Annotated in this window: 15 protein-coding genes; 6 read left to right on the top strand and 9 right to left on the bottom strand. The window is 63.9% G+C overall.

The features are described 5' to 3' along the window. Positions 1-72 precede the first annotated feature (72 nt). The 6 genes from XI06_RS33575 to cnbZ all read left to right on the top strand — a co-directional run bounded on the left by XI06_RS33575 (position 73) and on the right by cnbZ (position 9,296). Positions 73-3,168 carry a MexW/MexI family multidrug efflux RND transporter permease subunit gene (locus XI06_RS33575; protein ID WP_237863666.1) on the top strand — a complete coding sequence of 1,032 codons (3,096 nt, stop codon included), beginning with the start codon at positions 73-75 and terminating at the stop codon, positions 3,166-3,168. Between the two features lie 123 nt (positions 3,169-3,291). Beyond that, a complete protein-coding gene (locus XI06_RS33580; RefSeq protein WP_237863667.1) occupies positions 3,292-4,275 on the top strand; it encodes an ABC transporter substrate-binding protein in 984 nt (327 codons plus the stop codon). 53 nt (positions 4,276-4,328) lie between these two features. Next, the gene (locus XI06_RS33585) at positions 4,329-6,908 is read left to right on the top strand and encodes a sensor histidine kinase (RefSeq protein WP_271607302.1); all 2,580 of its coding nucleotides are present in this window, start codon (positions 4,329-4,331) and stop codon (positions 6,906-6,908) included. Continuing rightward, on the top strand, positions 6,905-7,294 hold the full coding sequence (locus XI06_RS33590) for a response regulator (RefSeq protein ID WP_237863669.1): 390 nt from the start codon (positions 6,905-6,907) through the stop codon (positions 7,292-7,294). Before XI06_RS33585 ends, XI06_RS33590 begins: the two co-directional genes overlap by 4 nt. Further along, positions 7,291-8,541, top strand: a complete 1,251-nt coding sequence (locus XI06_RS33595; RefSeq protein WP_271607303.1) for an adenylate/guanylate cyclase domain-containing protein — start codon at positions 7,291-7,293, stop codon at positions 8,539-8,541. The genes XI06_RS33590 and XI06_RS33595 overlap by 4 nt, the downstream gene beginning before the upstream one ends. A gap of 8 nt (positions 8,542-8,549) precedes the next feature. After that, positions 8,550-9,296, top strand: a complete 747-nt coding sequence (gene cnbZ / locus XI06_RS33600; RefSeq protein ID WP_271607304.1) for a 2-amino-5-chloromuconate deaminase CnbZ — start codon at positions 8,550-8,552, stop codon at positions 9,294-9,296. On the opposite strand, the gene XI06_RS33605 is transcribed toward cnbZ, so the two are convergent. The 9 genes from XI06_RS33605 to XI06_RS33645 all read right to left on the bottom strand — a co-directional run bounded on the left by XI06_RS33605 (position 9,293) and on the right by XI06_RS33645 (position 19,333). Beyond that, positions 9,293-10,180 (bottom strand): ABC transporter permease, encoded by an 888-nt coding sequence (locus XI06_RS33605; protein WP_237863672.1) that lies wholly within the window; start codon positions 10,178-10,180, stop codon positions 9,293-9,295. The genes cnbZ and XI06_RS33605 overlap by 4 nt on opposite strands. Positions 10,181-10,183: 3 nt before the next feature. Continuing rightward, positions 10,184-11,125: an ABC transporter permease gene (locus XI06_RS33610; protein ID WP_237863673.1), complete on the bottom strand. Its 942-nt coding sequence runs from the start codon at positions 11,123-11,125 to the stop codon at positions 10,184-10,186. 10 nt (positions 11,126-11,135) lie between these two features. After that, complete coding sequence (locus XI06_RS33615; protein WP_237863674.1) at positions 11,136-12,644, bottom strand: ABC transporter substrate-binding protein; 1,509 nt, start codon at positions 12,642-12,644, stop codon at positions 11,136-11,138. A gap of 22 nt (positions 12,645-12,666) precedes the next feature. Continuing rightward, a complete protein-coding gene (locus tag XI06_RS33620) occupies positions 12,667-13,773 on the bottom strand; it encodes an ABC transporter ATP-binding protein (RefSeq protein ID WP_237870554.1) in 1,107 nt (368 codons plus the stop codon). Next, a complete protein-coding gene (locus tag XI06_RS33625; protein ID WP_237863676.1) occupies positions 13,773-14,756 on the bottom strand; it encodes an ABC transporter ATP-binding protein in 984 nt (327 codons plus the stop codon). Before XI06_RS33625 ends, XI06_RS33620 begins: the two co-directional genes overlap by 1 nt. Beyond that, positions 14,753-15,463 carry a DUF1028 domain-containing protein gene (locus XI06_RS33630; RefSeq protein WP_237863677.1) on the bottom strand — a complete coding sequence of 237 codons (711 nt, stop codon included), beginning with the start codon at positions 15,461-15,463 and terminating at the stop codon, positions 14,753-14,755. Before XI06_RS33630 ends, XI06_RS33625 begins: the two co-directional genes overlap by 4 nt. A 9-nt stretch (positions 15,464-15,472) precedes the next feature. Next, on the bottom strand, positions 15,473-17,278 hold the full coding sequence (locus tag XI06_RS33635) for a gamma-glutamyltransferase family protein (protein ID WP_237889580.1): 1,806 nt from the start codon (positions 17,276-17,278) through the stop codon (positions 15,473-15,475). 82 nt (positions 17,279-17,360) lie between these two features. Then, a complete protein-coding gene (locus XI06_RS33640) occupies positions 17,361-18,350 on the bottom strand; it encodes an ABC transporter ATP-binding protein (protein ID WP_237863679.1) in 990 nt (329 codons plus the stop codon). Continuing rightward, positions 18,347-19,333 carry an ABC transporter ATP-binding protein gene (locus tag XI06_RS33645; RefSeq protein ID WP_237863680.1) on the bottom strand — a complete coding sequence of 329 codons (987 nt, stop codon included), beginning with the start codon at positions 19,331-19,333 and terminating at the stop codon, positions 18,347-18,349. Before XI06_RS33645 ends, XI06_RS33640 begins: the two co-directional genes overlap by 4 nt.

The following is a 19,333-nucleotide window of genomic DNA, read 5'->3' on the forward strand; positions in this document are numbered from 1 at the left end:
CAATAAATACATCGCGTGATCCGGCCTGGCCGGATCACGTTTCTTGAGACAAGCGAAATCGAGATCGCCGCGATGGCCTTTACTGATATTTTCATCAAGCGCCCGGTTCTGTCGGTCGTCGTCAGTCTGCTGATCCTGCTGATCGGGCTGCGCGCGGCGATGGTGCTGCCGATCCGGCAGTACCCGAAGCTGTCGAATACGGTCATCAACATCACGACCGTCTATCCCGGCGCGTCCGCGGATTTGATCCAGGGCTTCATCACGACGCCGATCGAGCAGGCGGTCGCCTCGGCCGAGGGCGTCGACTACATGACCTCGTCCTCGGTGCTCGGCACCTCGACGATCCAGGTCTACATCAAGCTGAACTTCGATCCGAACCAGGCGCTCACCGAGGTGCTGGCCAAGACGAACTCGGTCAAATATCTGATTCCGAAGGAATCGAACGACCCGATCGTCACCAAGACCACGGGCCAGACCACGGCCGTGATGTATCTCGGCTTCTCCTCGGAGGAACTGTCGGGCTCGGCGATATCGGATTATCTGACGCGCGTGGTGCAGCCGGTGCTGTCCACCGTCGACGGCGTCGCCTCCGCCGACATTCTTGGCGGACAGACCTTTGCGATGCGGATCTGGCTCGATCCCGTGAAGATGGCCGGCCGCAGCGTGTCGCCGTCCGATGTTGCGGCCGCGATTCAGGCCAACAACTTCCAGTCCGCCGCGGGCCAGACCAAGGGCTATCTGGTCGTTTCCAACATCTCGACCAACACCAGTCTGACCGACGTCAACCAGTTCAGGAAGATGATCGTCAAGGCCAAGGATGGTGGCTTCGTCCGCATGGAGGACATAGCCACGGTCGAGCTTGCCGCGCAGAGCACCGATGCGAGTGTCGCCTTCAACGGCGAGCACGCGATCTTCATTGGCGTGAACGCGACGCCGCAGGGCAATCCGCTGACGCTGGTCAAGGGCGTCCGGGCGTTGTTCCCCGAGCTCGAGCGCAACCTGCCGCCATCGATGAAGATGAAGGTCGCCTACGACTCGACCAAGTTCATCCAATCCTCGATCGACGAGGTGAAGAAGACGCTGGGCGAAGCCGTGATCATCGTGATCGTGGTGATCTTCCTGTTCCTGGCCTCGCTGCGATCGGTCATCATTCCTGTTGTCACCATCCCGTTGTCGATGATCGGTGTCTGTACCCTGATGCTGGCGCTCGGGTTCACCTTCAATCTGCTGACCTTGCTCGCGATGGTGCTCGCGATCGGCCTCGTGGTCGACGACGCCATCGTGGTGGTGGAGAACATCCATCGACATCTCGAGGAGGGAAAGACACCGGTACAGTCGGCGCTCGAAGGCGCGCGCGAGATCGTCGGTCCCGTCGTGTCGATGACCATTACCCTTGCCGCGGTGTATGCCCCGATCGGCTTCCTCGGCGGTCTCACCGGTTCGCTGTTCCGGGAATTCGCCTTCACGCTCGCCGGCTCGGTGATCGTATCGGGCGTGATCGCGCTGACCTTGTCGCCGATGATGTGCTCAGTGCTGCTCAAGAACACCGAAGAAGGCCGCTTCGCCAAGCTGGTCAACAAGGTGTTTGGCGCAGTGACGCGCTGGTATGGCCGCAGGCTCGACCGGTCGCTCGATTACAAGGCGATTACCGGCCTGTTCGCGATCACGATCCTCGGGCTTGTCGGCTTCCTCTATATGCACACCTCGAAGGAGCTGGCACCTGAGGAGGACCAGGGCATTGTCTTCGCGGTGACCAAGGCGCCGAAATACGCCAACATCGATTACGTCGATTTCTACGGCGACAAGCTCGACAAGAAGTTTCAAAGCTTCCCCGAGACCGATCTGCGTTTCGTGCTGAACGGCATCAACGGCCCGCAGGGCGGTATTGCCGGCATGCTGCTCAAGCCGTGGGAGGAGCGCAAGCGCTCGTCGATCGCGCTGAAGCCGCTGGTTCAGGCCGAGCTCTCCAAGATCGAGGGCGTGCAGGCGTTCGCATTCAACCTGCCGCCGCTGCCGGGTGGTCCGGGCGGTCTGCCGGTGCAGATGGTCATCAATTCCACCGCGGGCTATCAGACCGTCTTTGAGCAGATGGAGAAGCTGAAGGACGCTGCGCGCAAGAGCGGCATGTTCATCGTTTCCGACAGCGACCTCGCCTTTAACCAGCCGAGCGTGACGGTCACGATCGACCGCAGCAAGGCGCAGGATCTCGGCGTCAACATGCAGAACCTCGGTAGTACGCTCGCGGTTCTGCTCGGCGGCAACTACATCAACCGCTTCAATCTCGAGGGCCGGTCCTACCAGGTGATCCCGCAGGTGCCGCGCAGCGACCGTCTCTCGCCGGAATCGCTTGGTGGCTTTTACGTGACGACCAACACCGGCCAGCAGCTCCCGCTGTCGACCGTAGTGTCGATCAAGACCAAGACCGATCCGAACTCGCTGACGCACTACAATCAGCTCAACTCGGCGACGTTCTCGGCCGTGCCGATGCCCGGCGTGACCGTCGGCGCCGCAGTGGACTTCCTCGAGGGTGAGGCCAAGAAGCTGCCGCAGGGCTTCAGCCACGACTATCTCGCGGATTCAAGGCAGTATGTGCAGGAGGGCAACCAGCTCGCGATCACCTTCGGTTTCGCGCTGATCATCATCTTCCTGGTGCTGGCGGCCCAGTTCGAGAGCTTGCGCGATCCACTGGTGATCATGATTTCGGTGCCGATGGCGATCGTCGGTGCCTTGATCCCGCTGTTCTTCGGCGTGGCGACCATGAACATCTACACTCAGGTCGGTCTGCTCACCCTGGTCGGCCTGATCACCAAGCACGGCATCCTGATGGTGGAGTTCGCCAACGAGCTCCAGGTGAATGAACGGCTTGACCGCCGCTCGGCCATCGAAATGTCGGCCCGCATCCGCTTGCGGCCGATCTTGATGACGACGGCTGCGATGGTGACCGGTCTGATCCCGCTGCTGACTGCGACCGGCGCTGGCGCCGCCAGCCGCTTCTCGATCGGCCTCGTGGTCGTCGCCGGTATGTCGATCGGGACGCTGTTCACCCTGTTCGTACTGCCGGCCGTCTATGTCGTGCTGGCGACCGACCATCGCGCGGCCGCCGATTCCGAGCGGAACAAGCAGGTCAACGAGCTCGACCTCAATGCCAAGGCGCTGCGGCCGACCTGACCGACGCTCCATGAACGTGCGAAGCGGCAACAGCCATCGCTGTTGCCGCTTTTTTTTGTCGTGCAGAATCTCATAATATGATGGCTGGAGCGCCACGAATGTGCGCTTGAGGCGAGGCGTCGGATGAAGAGGCGTGAATTTCTGGCGGTGCTTGGCGGGGCGGCATTGGCTCGGCCGGGCATGGCGTCGGCCGATACGCCGGGCCGCATCTATCGCATCGGCACCGTGACGCCGATCGTGCCTGTTACGGCGGAGAGCCCCGGCGGCAAGATCCTGGTCAAGGTGCTTGAAGAGCGGGGGTTCAAGCTTGGCCAGAACCTGACCTTTGAGGCGCGGGGTGCGCTGGGCGACGTCGCGATGCTGCCGTCTTTGATGTCGGAACTGAAGGCCAAGAATGTCGACGTCATCGTCATCATTGGCTACCCGACCGCGATGGCCGCCAAAGCGGCCGGCCTCGCCACCGTTGCGGCCAGCGGTGTCGGCGATCCCGTCGAAACCAGGCTGATCGAGAGCCTGGCGCATCCGGGTGGCAAGATCACCGGGATTTCGGATGTCGCGGCGACGCTCAGCGCCAAGCGGCTGTCGCTGCTCAAGGAGCTGTCGCCAAAGCTGACCAAGGTTGCGATGCTCTGGAATAAGGACGATCTTGGCATGACCATGCGCTATCAGGCGTCCGCAAAGGCAGCCCAGGCGCTTGGACTGACCGTACAGGCGCTCGGCGTGCGCGAGCCGGACGATTTCGACGAAGCCTTCTCGGTGATGAACAACGATTTGCCTGACGGCATCCTGATGGTGGCGGATGCGCTGACCATTCTCAACCGGGAGCGCGTGTTCGAGTTTGCTGCCGTCCGGAAACTGCCGGCGATCTACGAATTCGACCAGTTCGCCCGCGACGGCGGTCTGATGTCCTATGGCGCGGATTCCTCGGAATCCTTCGAGCGGGCGGCGGCCCTGGTCGCCCGCATTTTCAACGGGGCCAACCCCGGCGATCTGCCATTCGAGCTGCCGACCCGCTATCCCCTGGTGATCAATCTGAAGACGGCCAAGTCGACCGGGCTTGAAATTCCCCCGACCTTGCTTGCACTTGCCGACGAGGTCATCGAGTAATCTTGCCGTTGTGGCAAGAGACAAGGTGCGGCCTTCTTGCTAGGCTCGGGGCAATGAGCATTTCGGTCCATCCCGACACCCCGCAAACCAGGACTCTGCCGAGCGCGGCCGGGAACGGGATCGCATCCGCCGAGGCGGGTCGGGGGATCAGGACCCGGCTGTTCACCAAATATGTCGTGCTGTTCGTGGCCGTGGTCGCGGTCGCCCTGCTGGCCAATGGCCTGTTCGAGGTCTTCTTCTACTACAGGGAGCACAAGGCCGCTCTGATCCGGGTCCAGCACGAGCAGGCCGAGGCGGCCGCCGCCAAGATCAGCCAGTTCGTCAAGGAGATCGAGAGCCAGCTCGGCTGGACCACGCAGCTGCCCTGGTCTGCGGGTTCGGTCGAGCCGCGCCGGTTCGACGCGCTGCGCCTGCTGCGCCAGGTGCCTGCGATCACCGAGCTCGCCCAGGTGGATTCGACCGGCAAGGAGCGCCTGCGCGTCTCACGGCTGGCGATGGACGCGATCGACAGCGGCATCGATCTGTCTGGTGATCCAAAGTTCACGGAAGCCGTGGCGCACAAGGTCTATTACGGACCGGTCTATTTTCGCCGCGAGTCCGAGCCCTACATGACGCTGGCACTGGCCGGGGCACGGAAGGATGCCGGGGTCAGCATCGCGGAAGTGAACCTGAAGCTGATCTGGGATGTCGTCTCCCAGATCAAGGTCGGCCAGCATGGGCACGCCTACGTGGTCGGCCCCGAAGGGCGGCTGATCGCGCATCCCGACATCAGCTTGGTGCTGCGCAACACTGACATGTCCGGCCTTGCACAGGTACGCGCAGCGCAGGCCGGCGGCGGCGCCATGCCCGATGCGCTTCAGGAGGCGGTCAACATCCAGGGTCAGAAGGTTCTGACCGCCTCGGCCCCGATCGAGCCGCTGCATTGGACCATGTTCGTCGAGCTGCCCGTCGAGGAGGCCTATGCCTCGCTCTACGCCTCGTTGCAGCGGCTCGCGTTCGTGCTGCTCGCCGCATCGATTTTTGCGGTGCTCGCGGGAATTTTCCTGGCGCGCCGCATGGTCGGCCCGATCCAGGCACTGCGCAGCGGCGCCGAGCGGATCGGCGGCGGCGATTTTTCTCAGCGCATCTCGATCAAGACTGGCGACGAGCTGGAGGGGCTGGCGGACCAGTTCAATGACATGGGCTCGCGCTTGCAGGAATCCTATGCCGACCTCGAGAACAAGGTCGAGCGGCGGACCGCCGAATTGCGCGAAGCGCTACAGCAGCAGACCGCAACCGCCGATGTGCTGAAGGTGATCAGCCGCTCGACATTTGATCTGCAGACCGTGCTCGACACGCTGGTGGGATCGGCTGCCCGCTTGTGCGATGCCGACGAAGGAACGATCTTCAGACCCCGCGATGGCGTCTTTTATCTGTCAGCAAGCTGCGGCCTCGATGCGGAGCAGGAGAACAAGCTTCGGACATTTGCTTCCGTGCCGGAGCGCGGAAGCGTCGTGGGACGCACATTGCTCGATCGCAAGACAGTCCATATTCCCGATGTGCAGGCCGATCCGGAGTATGCACCTTCGTCTGCGCGAAGACGCGCCAACGTGCGTACGATGCTAGGTGTTCCACTGCTGCGGGAGGGGGCGCCCATCGGCGTCTTCGTCTTGACGCGGCATGTCGTGCGTCCCTTCAGCGAAAAACAGATCGAGCTCGCAACGACCTTTGCAGACCAGGCCTTGATCGCGATTGAGAATGTACGCTTGTTCGACGAAGTCCAGGAGCGCACCAGAGAGCTATCACGATCCCTCGACGACCTGCGCGCCGCTCAAGGCCGCCTGATCCAGACCGAAAAGCTTGCTTCGCTCGGCCAGCTCACGGCGGGCATCGCCCACGAGATCAAGAACCCGCTCAACTTCGTCAATAATTTCTCCTCGGTATCGACCGAGCTGATCGACGAGCTCAAGGAGGTTCTGCACACGGCTTCTCTCGACGACAAGACCAAGGAAGAGGTCGACGAGCTGACAAGTATGCTCAAGGGCAATCTCGAGAAGGTCGTGCAGCACGGCAAGCGCGCCGATTCCATCGTCAGGAACATGCTGCTGCATTCCCGCGAAGGCTCCGGCGAGCATCGCCCCGCCGACATCAACGCGATCGTGGAGGAGAGCCTCAATCTGGCCTATCACGGCGCGCGCGCCGAGAAGCCCAACTTCAACGTCACGCTCAAGCGCGATCTCGACCCCGCAGCCGGCATGGTCGATGTCTACCCGCAGGAAATGACCCGCGTCTTCCTCAACCTGATCTCGAACGGGTTCTATGCGGCGGCCAAGCACAAGGAGAGCGCTGCTGACAGCTTCGAGCCGACCCTGAGCGCAGCGACGAAGGATCTCGGCAACAGGGTCGAGATCCGGATCCGCGACAACGGCACGGGTATTCCGCAGGAGGTGAAGGAGAAGATGTTCAATCCCTTCTTCACCACCAAGCCGGCAGGCGAGGGAACGGGGCTTGGCCTGTCCATGAGCCACGACATCGTCGTGAAACAGCATGGCGGCACGATCGACGTGAACACCACACCCGGTGTCTTCACCGAATTCATCATCACCTTGCCGCGCGCAATGGCGGCAGGCGGCACTTCCGGAGGCAAGACGTGAACGTTTACATCCTGGTCGTCGATGACGAGCCCGATGTCGAGGCGCTGTTCCGGCAGCAATTCCGGCGCGACCTGCGCGCCGGCCGTTTCCAGATGGAATTCGCACCCTCTGCGCCCGATGCGCTGAAGCGTGCCGCCGAGGTGCGCGACCCCTCGTTGATCCTGATCTTGTCTGATATCAACATGCCCGGCATGAGCGGGCTCGATATGCTGCCCAGGGTGCGCGCGGAGCATCCGCATGTTCCTGTGATCATGATCACGGCCTACGGCGATGCCGAGACGTATCGCAAGGCGATCGAGCGCGGCGCCACCGGGCTCCTCACCAAGCCGATCGATTTCGCGCTGCTGCGCCAGCAGATCGACACGAGGCTCGAGCAGGCGGCATGACCCCGACCATCCTCTTCGTCGACGATGAGCCCGATCTCGAGGCGCTGATCCTGCAAAAATTCCGCAGGCAGATCCGTGATGGGCTCGTCGCCATCATGTTCGCACGCGATGGTCTCGAAGCGCTGGAGTCGCTCGAGCAGAATCCGCATGTCGACATGGTGGTCTCGGACATCAACATGCCCAGGATGGACGGGCTGTCGCTGTTGCAAAAGCTGCAGGAAGCCGAGGACAAGAAGTCGACCATCATCGTCTCGGCCTATGGCGACATGAGCAATATCCGCACCGCCATGAACCGCGGCGCATTCGATTTTCTCACCAAGCCGATAGATTTCGCCGACCTCGAGACCACGATCGCGAAGACCCTTCGCCACATCGAGATGCTGCGCGAGGTGCGGCGCCGTCAGGCGGAGGCCGAGCGGGCCCACGCCGCGTTGTCGCGCCATTTCTCGCCCGAGCTCGCCAAACGTCTGGCGTCAAGCGGTGACGGCGAGGGAATCGAGGTGCAATGGCGCGATGTCGCCGTCATCTTCACTGACATCACCGGCTTCACATCGCTGGTCGAGAGCGCGGCGCCTGAGACCCTGGGCGCGCTCCTCAATGAATATGTCGGTGGGATGACCGAAGTGATCTTCGCGCATGAGGGGACGGTGGCCAAGATCATCGGCGACGCGATCCATGTGCTGTTCAATGCGCCCGGCGATCAGCCCGATTATGCGACGCGCGCGGTCGCCTGCGCGCACGATCTCGACCGCTGGGCGCAGGATTTTTGCGTGCGTCAGAAGGCGAGCGGCGTCAATTTTGGCACAACCCGTATCGGCATTCACGCAGGATCCGCACTGGTCGGCAATTTCGGCGGCAATCGCTTCTTCGACTACACCGCTTATGGGGACACGATCAACATCGCGGCGCGGCTGGAGGCCGCCAACAAGCAGCTCGGCACCCGCATCTGTGTCAGCTCCAGTGTCGCCGAGGCAGCCTCGAACTTTCAGGGTCGCCCGGTGGGTGATTTGATGCTCCGCGGACGCAGCGAACCGTTGCGCGCATTCGAGCCGCTGCCACATGACAGGTTTGATGCACCCGCGACAGCACAATATGCCGAGGCGTTTGCCAGGATGCAGGCGGGCGACGTCGCGGCGATGCCGGCCTTCGCCGCGCTGGTCGGGATGCACGCCGATGATCCGCTCGCCGGCTTTCACTTGAGACGCCTGCTCAACGGCGCCAAAGGCATTCGTATCCAACTGGATTAGGGTTCGACATGACGCGTGAATTCTCCGCCGGAAATTACCGGTTCATCCCCTCCGTGTTCCAGTATTCTGCTGGTGCTGCTGCCAACGACGGCTATGAGATCGAGCGTGTCAGGTTCGATCGTCTGGTCCCGCTCGCCGACGGGTTTGCGCTGGCTGCAAACTACATCCAGGCGGCGGGGCGTCCACTGACGGCCTTCTGTGCCTGCGAGTTGCGCTCGCCGGCGGCCTTCAGCGAAGAAGGCTTTCGCGCGTTCAACCTGCACTATGTGAAGACGCTGTCGGAGTGGGGCATCTTCGACGGCAGCATCAATCCGGTCGCACGCAGCAATGTCTGTCCCGAGATCGATCCGCCCGCGGAGCCGTCGTTCTACGCGTTCTCGTTCACGCGCCCGACGAATTCGAAGGCGCCGTCCTTCGTGATCGCCGGTGGTGCTGAGGCACGCGAGGGCAGCGGCACTTATGTCGAGCGCACGGTGCGCTACCGCGACCTCAGTCCGGAAGGCCTGCGCGAGAAGGTACGCTTCACCACGACCTCGCAGATGGAGAGTCGGATGACGACGTTCGGATTCGGCTGGAAGGATACCACGGGCGTGCAGGCCTATTCCGTGCATGACTTCCATCACACGCTGGTCGACGAACTGGTTCGGCGCGGCGCGCTGCGCTCGGGGCTCACCTGGCACTTCGCGCGGCCGCCGGTGGTCGATCTCGAATATGAGATGGATTGCCGGCGCGTGATGCGCGAGATTGTTATCTAACGTTGCCGCGGATCCAGCGCATCGCGCAGCCCGTCGCCAAGCAGGTTTAGTGACAAGACCACGAGGAAGATCGCCAGCCCCGGCCAGATCGCCATCCAGGGTGCCTGGGTCAGGAAACGTTGCGCTGCATTGAGCATGCTGCCCCAGGATGGCGAAGGCGGCTGCTGGCCTAACCCGAGGAACGACAGGGCGGCTTCCGCGATGATGGCTGCGGCGATCGACAGCGTCGCCTGGACCAGCAGTGCGGGCAGGATGTTCGGCAGGATGTGCGAGACCGCGATTCGCCAGTCGGGATTGCCGAGCGCGCGGGCCGCCTCGACATAGTCCTCGGCCTTGACGCTCAGCACCTGACCACGGGTGAGACGGATGAAGACCGGCGTTGCCGAGATGCCGATCGCGATCATGGCATTGCCGAGGCTCGGACCAAGGAACGCCGCCAACGCAATGGCCAGGATCAGGAACGGACAGGCGAGCATCGCATCGGTGATCCGGCTGATCAGCGCATCGACGAATCCGCCGCGATAGCCGGAGAGCAGGCCAAGAGGGACGCCGATGCCAAGCGCAATCGCAACCGAGATCAGGCCTGCCAGCAGCGAGGCGCGTGCGCCATAGATGACGCGGCTCAGGATATCGCGGCCGAGCTCGTCAGTGCCGAACCAGTGCGCTGCTGTCGGCGGCTTGCGCACCAGGCTCCAGCTTGTCGCGATGGGGTCGTATGGCACGATCAGAGGCGCCAGCAGCGCAAGCAGGATGAACACGATGAGGACCAAAAGGCCCGCGACCGCAGCCTTGCGCTTGAACAGGCGACGTCGTGCCCGGCGCGCCGGACTGTCGAGCTCCCCGGCATCGGTGACGGAGGTGGCCGCGAGCACGGCGTCGGTCATGGCCTAGCCCCTCAGCCGCGGATTGACGAGGATATAGGCGACGTCGGCGACCAGATTGAGCGTGATGTAGACCGTGGCGGTCACCAGCACCACGCCCTGCACGACGGCGTAATCGCGGTTGAACACGGCGTCCACGATCAGCTTGCCGAATCCGGGAATGGAGAAGATCTGCTCGGTCAGTACCGCGCCGGACAAGAGCGTACCGAGTTCGAGGGCGCCGAGTGTGATGATGGGCGTGAGCGCGTTGCGCATGGCGTGCTTGAGAATCACCGAGCGCTCGGACAGGCCCTTGGCACGCGCGGTGCGGACGTAATCGCTTTCCAGCACCTGGAGCATGGCGCTGCGGGTATGCCGCATCAGGATCGCTGCAATGGCGTTCCCGAGCACGAAGGCCGGCATGATGGTGGCGGCAAGGCTCGCCCGCCAGTTCTCGGTCAGAGGCACATAGCCGGAGGCCGGCAGCCAGCCGAGCTCGATCGAGAACAGGAAGATGAGCATGATGCCGAGCCAGAAATTCGGCGTCGAGATGCCCCACAGCGCAAAGAAATTGGCGCCGTAGTCCCAAGCCGTCCCCTTCTTCACGGCCGCGACGATCCCGGCGGGGATGCCGATCAGGAAGGCGATGATGATCGCCATGGCGCCGAGCTGCAGCGTCACCGGCAGCTTTTGCGCAATCAGCTCGCGCACTGGCATCTTGTTGCGTAGCGATTCGCCGAAATCGCCGACAAGCACACCCTTGATCCAGTACGCATATTGTACGGGGACGGGCTGATCGAGCCGGTATTGGTGCCGGATTTGCTCGATAACGGCCGGATCGCGTTCTTCGCCCGCCATCACCAGCGCGGGATCGCCCGGCAGCAATTGCTGCAGCGAGAAAATCAGCACCGACACGAAGAATAGCGTCGGGACGATCTGCGCAAGCCGGCGGGCGAGGAAGTTCAGCATCCTTGCAGCGTTACTTCAGCTTGAGGCCGACAACGCGCACGAGGCCGTCGGGCATCTGCTTGTAGCCTTCGAGCTTGGTGGTGTGCGCAATGATGATGCGGCGATGGTAGAGATAGAGGATCGGCTCTTCGTCCTGGACGAGCTTGGCCAGGATTTCGTAGCTGGCCTTGCGCTTGGCGGGATCCGTCACGAGCCGCGCGTCTTCCAGTGCCTTGTCTGCCTGCGCATTATTCCAGTCGCCGTAATTCTGAGGCGCGTTGCTGTGCAGGAAGATGAAGCTGTTGCCGTCAGGATCGACACGGCCGCTCCAGCCGAGCATGAAGGCCTGGTAGTCACCGGCCTCAGCCTGCTTCAGTCCGGTTGCGAATTCGGTGACGCGGATCTTCATGTCGAAGCCGGCTTCCGCGGCCATCGATTGGATCACCTGCGCGGGCGTCTCCGTCTCCGCGCCCTTCGGCACCAGGAAATCGACGCTGACCGGCGGCTTCACGCCAGCTTCCTTCAGCAGGGCCTTGGCCTTCTCCACGTCGCGGGCACGGACCGGAAGGGATTTCTGATAGTAGGGATGGTCAGGATTGACCCATTGATTGCCGACCTGGAACTCGCCGTTGAAGACGACCTGATTGATCGCCTCGCGGTCGATGGCAAGATCGAGCGCCTGCCTGACTTTTGCTGATTGGCTGAGCGGCCCCTTGGCCTTGTCCTTGCCGATGTTGAGCGTGACGCCTTGATAGCCGAGCTCGATGGCGGTGGCGACCTTGAGCCGTGAATCACTGCGCACCTCCTTGAGGTCAGTGGCGAGCACGCGCTCGATCAGATCGAGGCCGCCGGATTTCAGGTTCGCCAGCCGCACAGTGGCGTCGACGATCGGCTGGAACACGATCTTGTCGATGAAGACGTTGTCCTTGTTCCAGTAGTCGGCGAACTTCTCGAATACGATGCGATCCTGCTGCACGCGCTCGACGAATTTGTAAGGGCCGGCGCAGACCGGATGCAGGCCGAACTTGTCGCCGGCTTCCTTCGCGGCCTTTGGCGACACCATCATGCCGGCGCGATCGGTGAGCTGGGCGAGCAGCGGTGAGAACGGCGATTTCAGCACCAGCTTGATGGTGAGGGGATCGACGACATCGATGTGGTCGAGCGAGGCGAGCTCCGGCTTGCGGAACGAGCCGGGGAAGGTCAGATGGCGCTCCAGTGAGAACTTGGCGGCCTCAGCATCGAACGGCTCGCCGTCGTGGAATTTCACGCCGGGCCGGAGCTTTATCACGAGGCCCTTGCCGTCATCGACGGTCTCGCTCGACAGCGCGAGCTGCGGCACGATGTTCAGCTTCTCGTCGATGTCGAACAGCTTGTCGCAGAAGGCGGCGAACACGATGCGGCCGACATAGGTGCGCGCCATGGTGGGATCGAGGATATCAGGATCCTCGGCAAGCCCAATCCGCAGCGTGGTCTGGGCTTGGGCGGCTCCAAGCGTCAGCAGGGCGACGGCAGCCGTCGCGGCCAGGCGAAACATATTCATCGGACAGTCCCCATTGCTCCGGCTACGTCGTTGTAGGCCTTGCACTCTGTATACCAACACCAGCCGGGTTCGCGCCTTCCGTCTTTCGGCTGAAAGCCGCGACTAATTTTGCCAGTGCCGGTGAAAATCCGGCCGTTGCGGGCAGGATCGTGTCGGCCGAAGGCAGTTCGCTGACCCGGTGGCAGGCAGTGGCGTGGCCAGCGCCGTCCGCCACCAGCGCCGGCGCCTCAGCGCGGCAGCGGTCGATCACGAAGGGGCAGCGGGTGTGGAAGCGGCAGCCAGATGGCGGATTAAGAGCGCTCGGGATCTCGCCTTGCAGTACGACCTTCGCCCGCTTGGCGTGGGGTTGCGGCAGGGGAATCGCGGACAGCAGCGCGCGACTATAGGGATGGCGGGGCTGGGCGAACAACTTGTCCGCGTCGGCCTCTTCGACGATGCAGCCGAGATTCATCACTGCGACGCGGTCTGCGATGTGCTTGACCACGGCGAGGTCGTGCGAGACGAAGATATAGGCGAGGCCAAGTCTATCCTGAAGCTCGCGCAGCAGGTTTAGGATCTGCGAGCGGATCGATACGTCGAGCGCCGAGACCGGCTCGTCGCAGATGATCAGCTTCGGCTGGACCGCGAGCGCGCGCGCAATGGCGATGCGCTGGCGCTGGCCGCCGGAGAACTCGTGCGGATAGCGCCGCGCCAGTCGCGGCTCGAGCCCGACCAGCCGCAAGATTTCCGCGACGCGCTCGCGCCGCTGCGCCGGTGGCACGAGATCGTGCAGCGCCAGCGGCTCGGTCAGAATCTGCGCAACCGTCATGCGTGGATTGAGCGAGGCGTAGGGGTCCTGGAAGATGATCTGCGCCTCGCGGCGGAATTTTCGGAGCGCATCGGCATCGAGGGAGAGCAGATCGCGGCCGTCGAACTGCACGCTGCCTGCATCCGGCTCGATCAGCCGCAGCACCAGGCGGCTGACGGTGGACTTGCCGCAGCCGGACTCGCCGACCAGGGCGAGAGTCTTTCCGGCCTCGAGCGAGAACGACACGCCATCGACGGCTTTGACATGCGCGCGCGCCCGGCCGAGCAACGAGCGCTCGGCGACGAAATGCTTGACCAGGCCGTTGACCTCGAGGAGAGCCATCACGACACCAGCAATTCGAGCGGCGTGCGGATGCAGCGCGAGACGTGGCCGGGGCTGACGGCGATCAGTGGCGGCGGCGCCTTGGTGCAGGCCTCCAGCACGAAGGGACAGCGCGCCGCGAAGCGGCAGCCGGCGGGCGGCTGCGCCATGTTCGGCACCATGCCTTCGATGGTCGCCAGCTGCTCGGCGCGATGGTCGAGCCGCGGGATCGAGCCAAGCAGACCAATGGTGTAGGGATGCTGCGGAACCGAAAACAATTCTTCGACCGGCGCGCGCTCGACGATTTCGCCGGCATACATCACCGCGACTTCGTCGCAGACTTCGGCGACGACGCCGAGATCGTGAGTAATCAGGATGATGGCGGCGCCGCTGGCGGCCTTCAACTCGCGCATCAACTCCAGGATCTGGGCTTGTAGCGTGACGTCGAGCGCGGTGGTCGGCTCGTCCGCGATCAGCAGCTGCGGATCGCAGGCGAGCGCCATCGCGATCATCACGCGCTGGCGCATGCCGCCGGAGAGCTTGTGCGGATATTCGTCGATCCTCCGCTCGGGCGAGGGTATGTGCACGCGGCGCAGCAACTCGATGGCCCGCTCGCGCGCGCTTTTCCGCGAGCCGCCGCGATGGCGCAAAATCGTCTCGATGATCTGGTCGCCGATCGTAAAACTCGGGTTGAGCGACGTCATGGGCTCCTGAAAGATCATCGCGAGCCGGTTGCCACGCAAATCGCGCAGAGTCTGGTCCGGGGTCTTCAGGAGATCAAAACCGTCGAAGCGGATCGCGCCAGTAATCTCCGTCGTCTGCTTTGGCAAAAGCCCCATGATCGCCAATGAAGTCACGCTCTTGCCGCACCCGGATTCGCCAACGAGACCGAGCGTCGCGCCATTAGCAACGCTGAGATCGACGCTATCGACGGCATGGGTGATACGGCCGTCGTCGCCGTGAAAGCGGATACGCAGGTCCCTGATCTCGATGAGAGGGCTCATGCTTGTCTTGCCCGCGCCGCAGCGATGCTGGCATCGATGACACTGCGATCGGTGTTGCCGGCCGGATTTTGCCGGGTCGGCATGGAGGGGCGGAAGTGGACCCAGAGCTCGTGGCTGACCCGTTCGAGCCGCTCGAGCTCGCCGAGCGGATCGGGATGATCGTCGGCGCGGATGTCCAGCGCCGGCCATTCCTCCTCGCCGTGGATAAGCAGCGCAGCCGATTGCTTGCCGCGCTTGTCGCCGCCGGCAGCTTCGCCTGCACGCATTGCCGCGAGCAGGCGGCGCGGGAAGGGCAGGCTGTCATTGGCGATGTAGGTTTTCGCCGTCTCGGCGAGCACATCGGCGCCCGCAAGCATGTTGCCGGCGACCGAGAATCCGCTGCCGGCGATGTGCCCGCACCAGTCGACACAGTCGCGCCCGGTATGCGCGGCGACCGCGCCGCTCGCATCCATGATGTGGATCTGGCGGCTCTCGCGGCCGTCATCGGTCGCGAGCAGCGTGGCGAGCGCGTCATGCGCGTTAAGGCCTTCGCGGAGCAGCTTGACGCCATCGATGCCGTAATAGGGATTGACGAAGGCCTGGGTTGCGATCGCGCCGAGGCCGGCCGCGATATAGGGCACGCGGGCGCCGACGGCAAAGAAGCGGGTCGCGACCGCAATGCCGAACTGGCCGGTGGCAGGATCTCGCGCGATGATCGACCAGGTCATGAGATGCCTTCAGCGTCCGGCGGCGTAGCCTTGCATGCCGCGCGGATTGGCGGCGGCGCGGCGGCGCACGCCGACACGGGAGGCCGCGGTGAGACGGCCCTCCGACCAGTCGGGCCCGACCTCGACGATATGGCCGCGCTCGCGCAAATTCTCGATCGTTGCCTTCGGCACGCGGTTCTCGACCACGAGCACGCCAGGACGCGCGGTGCGCGGCCAGAACGAGATCGGGAAATGCTCGGAGTGCCAGGCCGGGGCGTCGATAGACTCCTGCAGATTCAGGTTGCAATGGACGTGGCGCAGGAAGAACTGCGTGATCCATTGGTCCTGCTGATCGCCGCCGGGCGAGCCCCAGGCGAGATACGGCTCGCCGTCGCGCAGTGCCATGGTCGGCGACAACGTCGTGCGTGGCCGCTTGCCGGGCGCGAGCGAGCCGGGATGATTTTCCTCCAGCCAGAACATCTGGGCCCGGCTGCCGAGGCAGAAACCGAGCTCGGGAATAACAGGCGAGGATTGCAGCCAGCCACCTGACGGTGTCGAGGACACCATGTTGCCGGCCTTGTCGATGATATCGAAATGCACGGTATCGCCGCGCACCTCGCCGAAGCGTCCCACGGTCGGCTCGCCGGCGCCGAGCGCGCCAACCGCCTCGCGCTGTCCCTCGGCGCGGCGCAGCTTCACCACACCACCAAAACCTTCGACCGTGCCGGGCACGAAATCGAGCGATGCCTTGTCGGTGACGAGCTTGCGGCGCTCGTCGTTATATGCGTCCGATAGCAGCGTTCCGATCGGGATGTCGGAGAACTTGGGGTCGCCGTAGAATTTTTCGCGGTCGGCAAAGGCGAGTTTCGCGCATTCGATCTGGAGATGGATGAACTCCGGCCCGGTCGGATCGAGCCCGTCGAGTGCAAAGCCTTTCAACAGCGCCAGCTGTTGCAGTGTCACAGGGCCCTGGCTCCAGACGCCGGCCTTGCAGACCGTGTAGCGGCCATAATCATAGGTGAGCGGCGCCTCGACCGTCGGCTGCCAGCGCGCCATGTCATGGGCGGATAGCACGCCGCGATGCGGGGAGCCGCTGACGTCCATCACCTCCTGCGTCCGGCAGAACCTGTCGATGGCTTCGGCCACGAAGCCTTGCGACCAGGCCCTGCGTGCGCGCTCGATTTCGGCATCGCGGCCGCCACCGCCGCTCTCGGCCTCATTCAAAATGCTGGCGTAGGTCGCAGCCAGCGTCTTGTTGGTGAAGATCGTGCCGGGTTTCGGCACCTCGCCGTTCGGCAGATAGACCGCGGCCGAAGTTGGCCAGTGCTTGCGGAACAATTGCTCGACGGTCTGGATCGTGGCGCAGGCGCGCTCAACCAGCGGATAGCCGTCGCGGGCGTAGGAGATCGCGGGCTCCAGCACGTCGCGCACGCGCATCGTGCCGTAGTCGCGCAGCAGCATCATCCAGGATTCGAAGGTGCCGGGCACGCAGGCGGCGAGCAGACCCGTGCCTGGCACCATATCGAGGCCTTCGCTCTTGTAGTGCGCGATGGTGGCGCGCGCCGGGGCCGGGCCCTGGCCGCAGATCACCTCGGTGCGACCACGTTTCACGTCGTGCACGATGATGGGGACATCGCCGCCGGGGCCATTCAGATGCGGCTCGACCACCTGAAGGGCGAAGGCGGTAGCGACGCCCGCATCGAACGCGTTGCCGCCCTTTTCCAGGATAGCCATGCCGACGGCAGTCGCGATCCAGTGCGTTGACGCGACGACCCCGAACGTGCCCTCGATCTCGGGACGCGTCGTGAAAGGGTCCGGATTGACTTTGCTGGCCATGGGCTACCTCATTGACGGCGCGCGCAATTGATCACATCAGGCGCTGGGATGCCAAATGCACAGGCCGCATGGCACGCGCGCGTTATGCCGGGACCGGCGCGGTGTTAACGGCATGGCACGCGACGCCGTCGATCAGCTTTGGAACTTCCTTGCGGCAAAGCTCGAACGCCAGCGGACATCGCGGATTGAAGGCACAGCCCGACGGCGGATTAATCGGGTTCGGGATCTCGCCTTTCACCGGAATGCGCTGGCGGCCGCTCATGGCGAGGTCAGGCACAGCGCCCAACAGCATCTTCGTGTAGGGCATGCGCGGGCGGGCAAACAGCTCGCGCCCCTCCGCGATCTCGACGATACGGCCGAGATACATCACGCCGACCCGGCTCGCCATGTGGCGGACCACGGCGAGGTTGTGGCTGATGAACATGTAGGTCAGGCCGAACTTGTCCTGGAGGTCGCGCATCAGGTTCAGGATCTGTGCCTGCACGGAGACGTCGAGCGCCGAGGTCGGCTCGTCACAGACGATGAATTCCGCGTCGGAGGCGAGCGCCCGCGCGATCGCGATACGCTGGCGCTGGCCGCCGGAGAATTCGTGTGGGAATTTCAGCCGGTCGTCGGGATGCAGGCCGACGAGGCTGAGCAGCTCGCCGACGCGGGCCTGGATGTCGCGTTCGCCCTGGATCAGGTCGAAGGCGCGGATCGGCTCGGAGATGATGCCATCGACCCGGAAGCGCGGGTTCAGGCTCGCATAGGGATCCTGGAAGATCATTTGGATGCGCCGGCGCAGCTTTCGGCGAGCCGGGGCTTGCCGTGGATCGGTCATCGAGACGCCGTCGATCAGGACGTCGCCGGAGCTCGGCGGCAACAGGCCGACGACCATCCGCGCCACCGTGGTTTTGCCCGAACCGGACTCACCGACCAGCGCAAAGGTCTCGCCCTTCTTGATATCGAAGGTGACGCCGTCGACGGCCTTGAGATATTCGAGTTGGCCGCCCTCGAGCACGCGGTTGAGCCAAGGCTTTGAAACGTCGAAGACGCGGCGCAGATTTGTGCCCTGGACGAAGGGAGTGCTCATGCCGCGGTCTCCGCCGACGCGGGGTCATAGAGATGGCAGGCAACCGATTGCGCGCCGCGCGACAGCGGCTCCGGCCGGTCCACCCGGCAACGATCGAAAACGGAGGCGCAGCGCGGGTTGAACGAGCAGCCGCGCGGGATGTTCGAGAGCCGCGGCATCGAGCCGGGGATCTGCACCAGGCGCTTGTCGTCGCCGGCAAGCGTCGGGATCGCGCCCATCAGGCCCTTGGCGTAGGGGTGCAGCGGATTCCTGACAACGTCCTGCACCGGTCCGATCTCGGCGACACGACCGGCATACATCACCGCGACGCGATCCGAGGTCTCCGCGATCACGCCCATGTCGTGGGTGACCAGCATCACGGCGGTGCCGTGGTCGCGGCCGAGCCGCTTGATCAGCGAGATGATCTGCGCCTGTACGGAGACGTCGAGCGCGGTGGTCGGCTCGTCCGCGATGATCAGTTCGGGCTCGGCGCAGATCGCAAGCGCAATCACCACGCGCTGGCGCATGCCGCCGGAGAACTCGTGCGGGTAGCCGTCGATGCGCTTGTCCGGCGCGGGGATGCCGACTTCGGCGAGCAGGTCGATGGCGCGGCGGCGCGCGGCCTGTTCGGACAGATTGAGATGGGTCCGGATCGTCTCCACGATCTGGTCGCCGACCCTGTACAGCGGATTGAGCGAGGTCAGCGGATCCTGGAAGATCATGCCGATGCGTTTGCCGCGGATACGGCGCATCTCCTCCGGCGGCAGATCGTCGATGCGCAGGCCGGCGAGGCGAATCTCGCCGCCGGCAATGCGGCCGGGCGGGTCGATCAGGCCGATCACCGAAAGGCCGGTCACGGATTTGCCGGCGCCGGATTCGCCGACCACCCCGAGCACTTCACCCTTGGCGATGTCGAAGGAGACGCCGTCGATGGCGCGCAACGTGCCGCGGCGAGAGGCGAACTCCACCTTGAGATTGCGGACGGAGAGAACGGGTTCGGTCAT

This window comes from Bradyrhizobium sp. CCBAU 11434 (genome assembly GCF_028128895.1).
In the GTDB taxonomy this organism is placed as follows: Bacteria; Pseudomonadota; Alphaproteobacteria; order Rhizobiales; family Xanthobacteraceae; genus Bradyrhizobium; species Bradyrhizobium zhengyangense.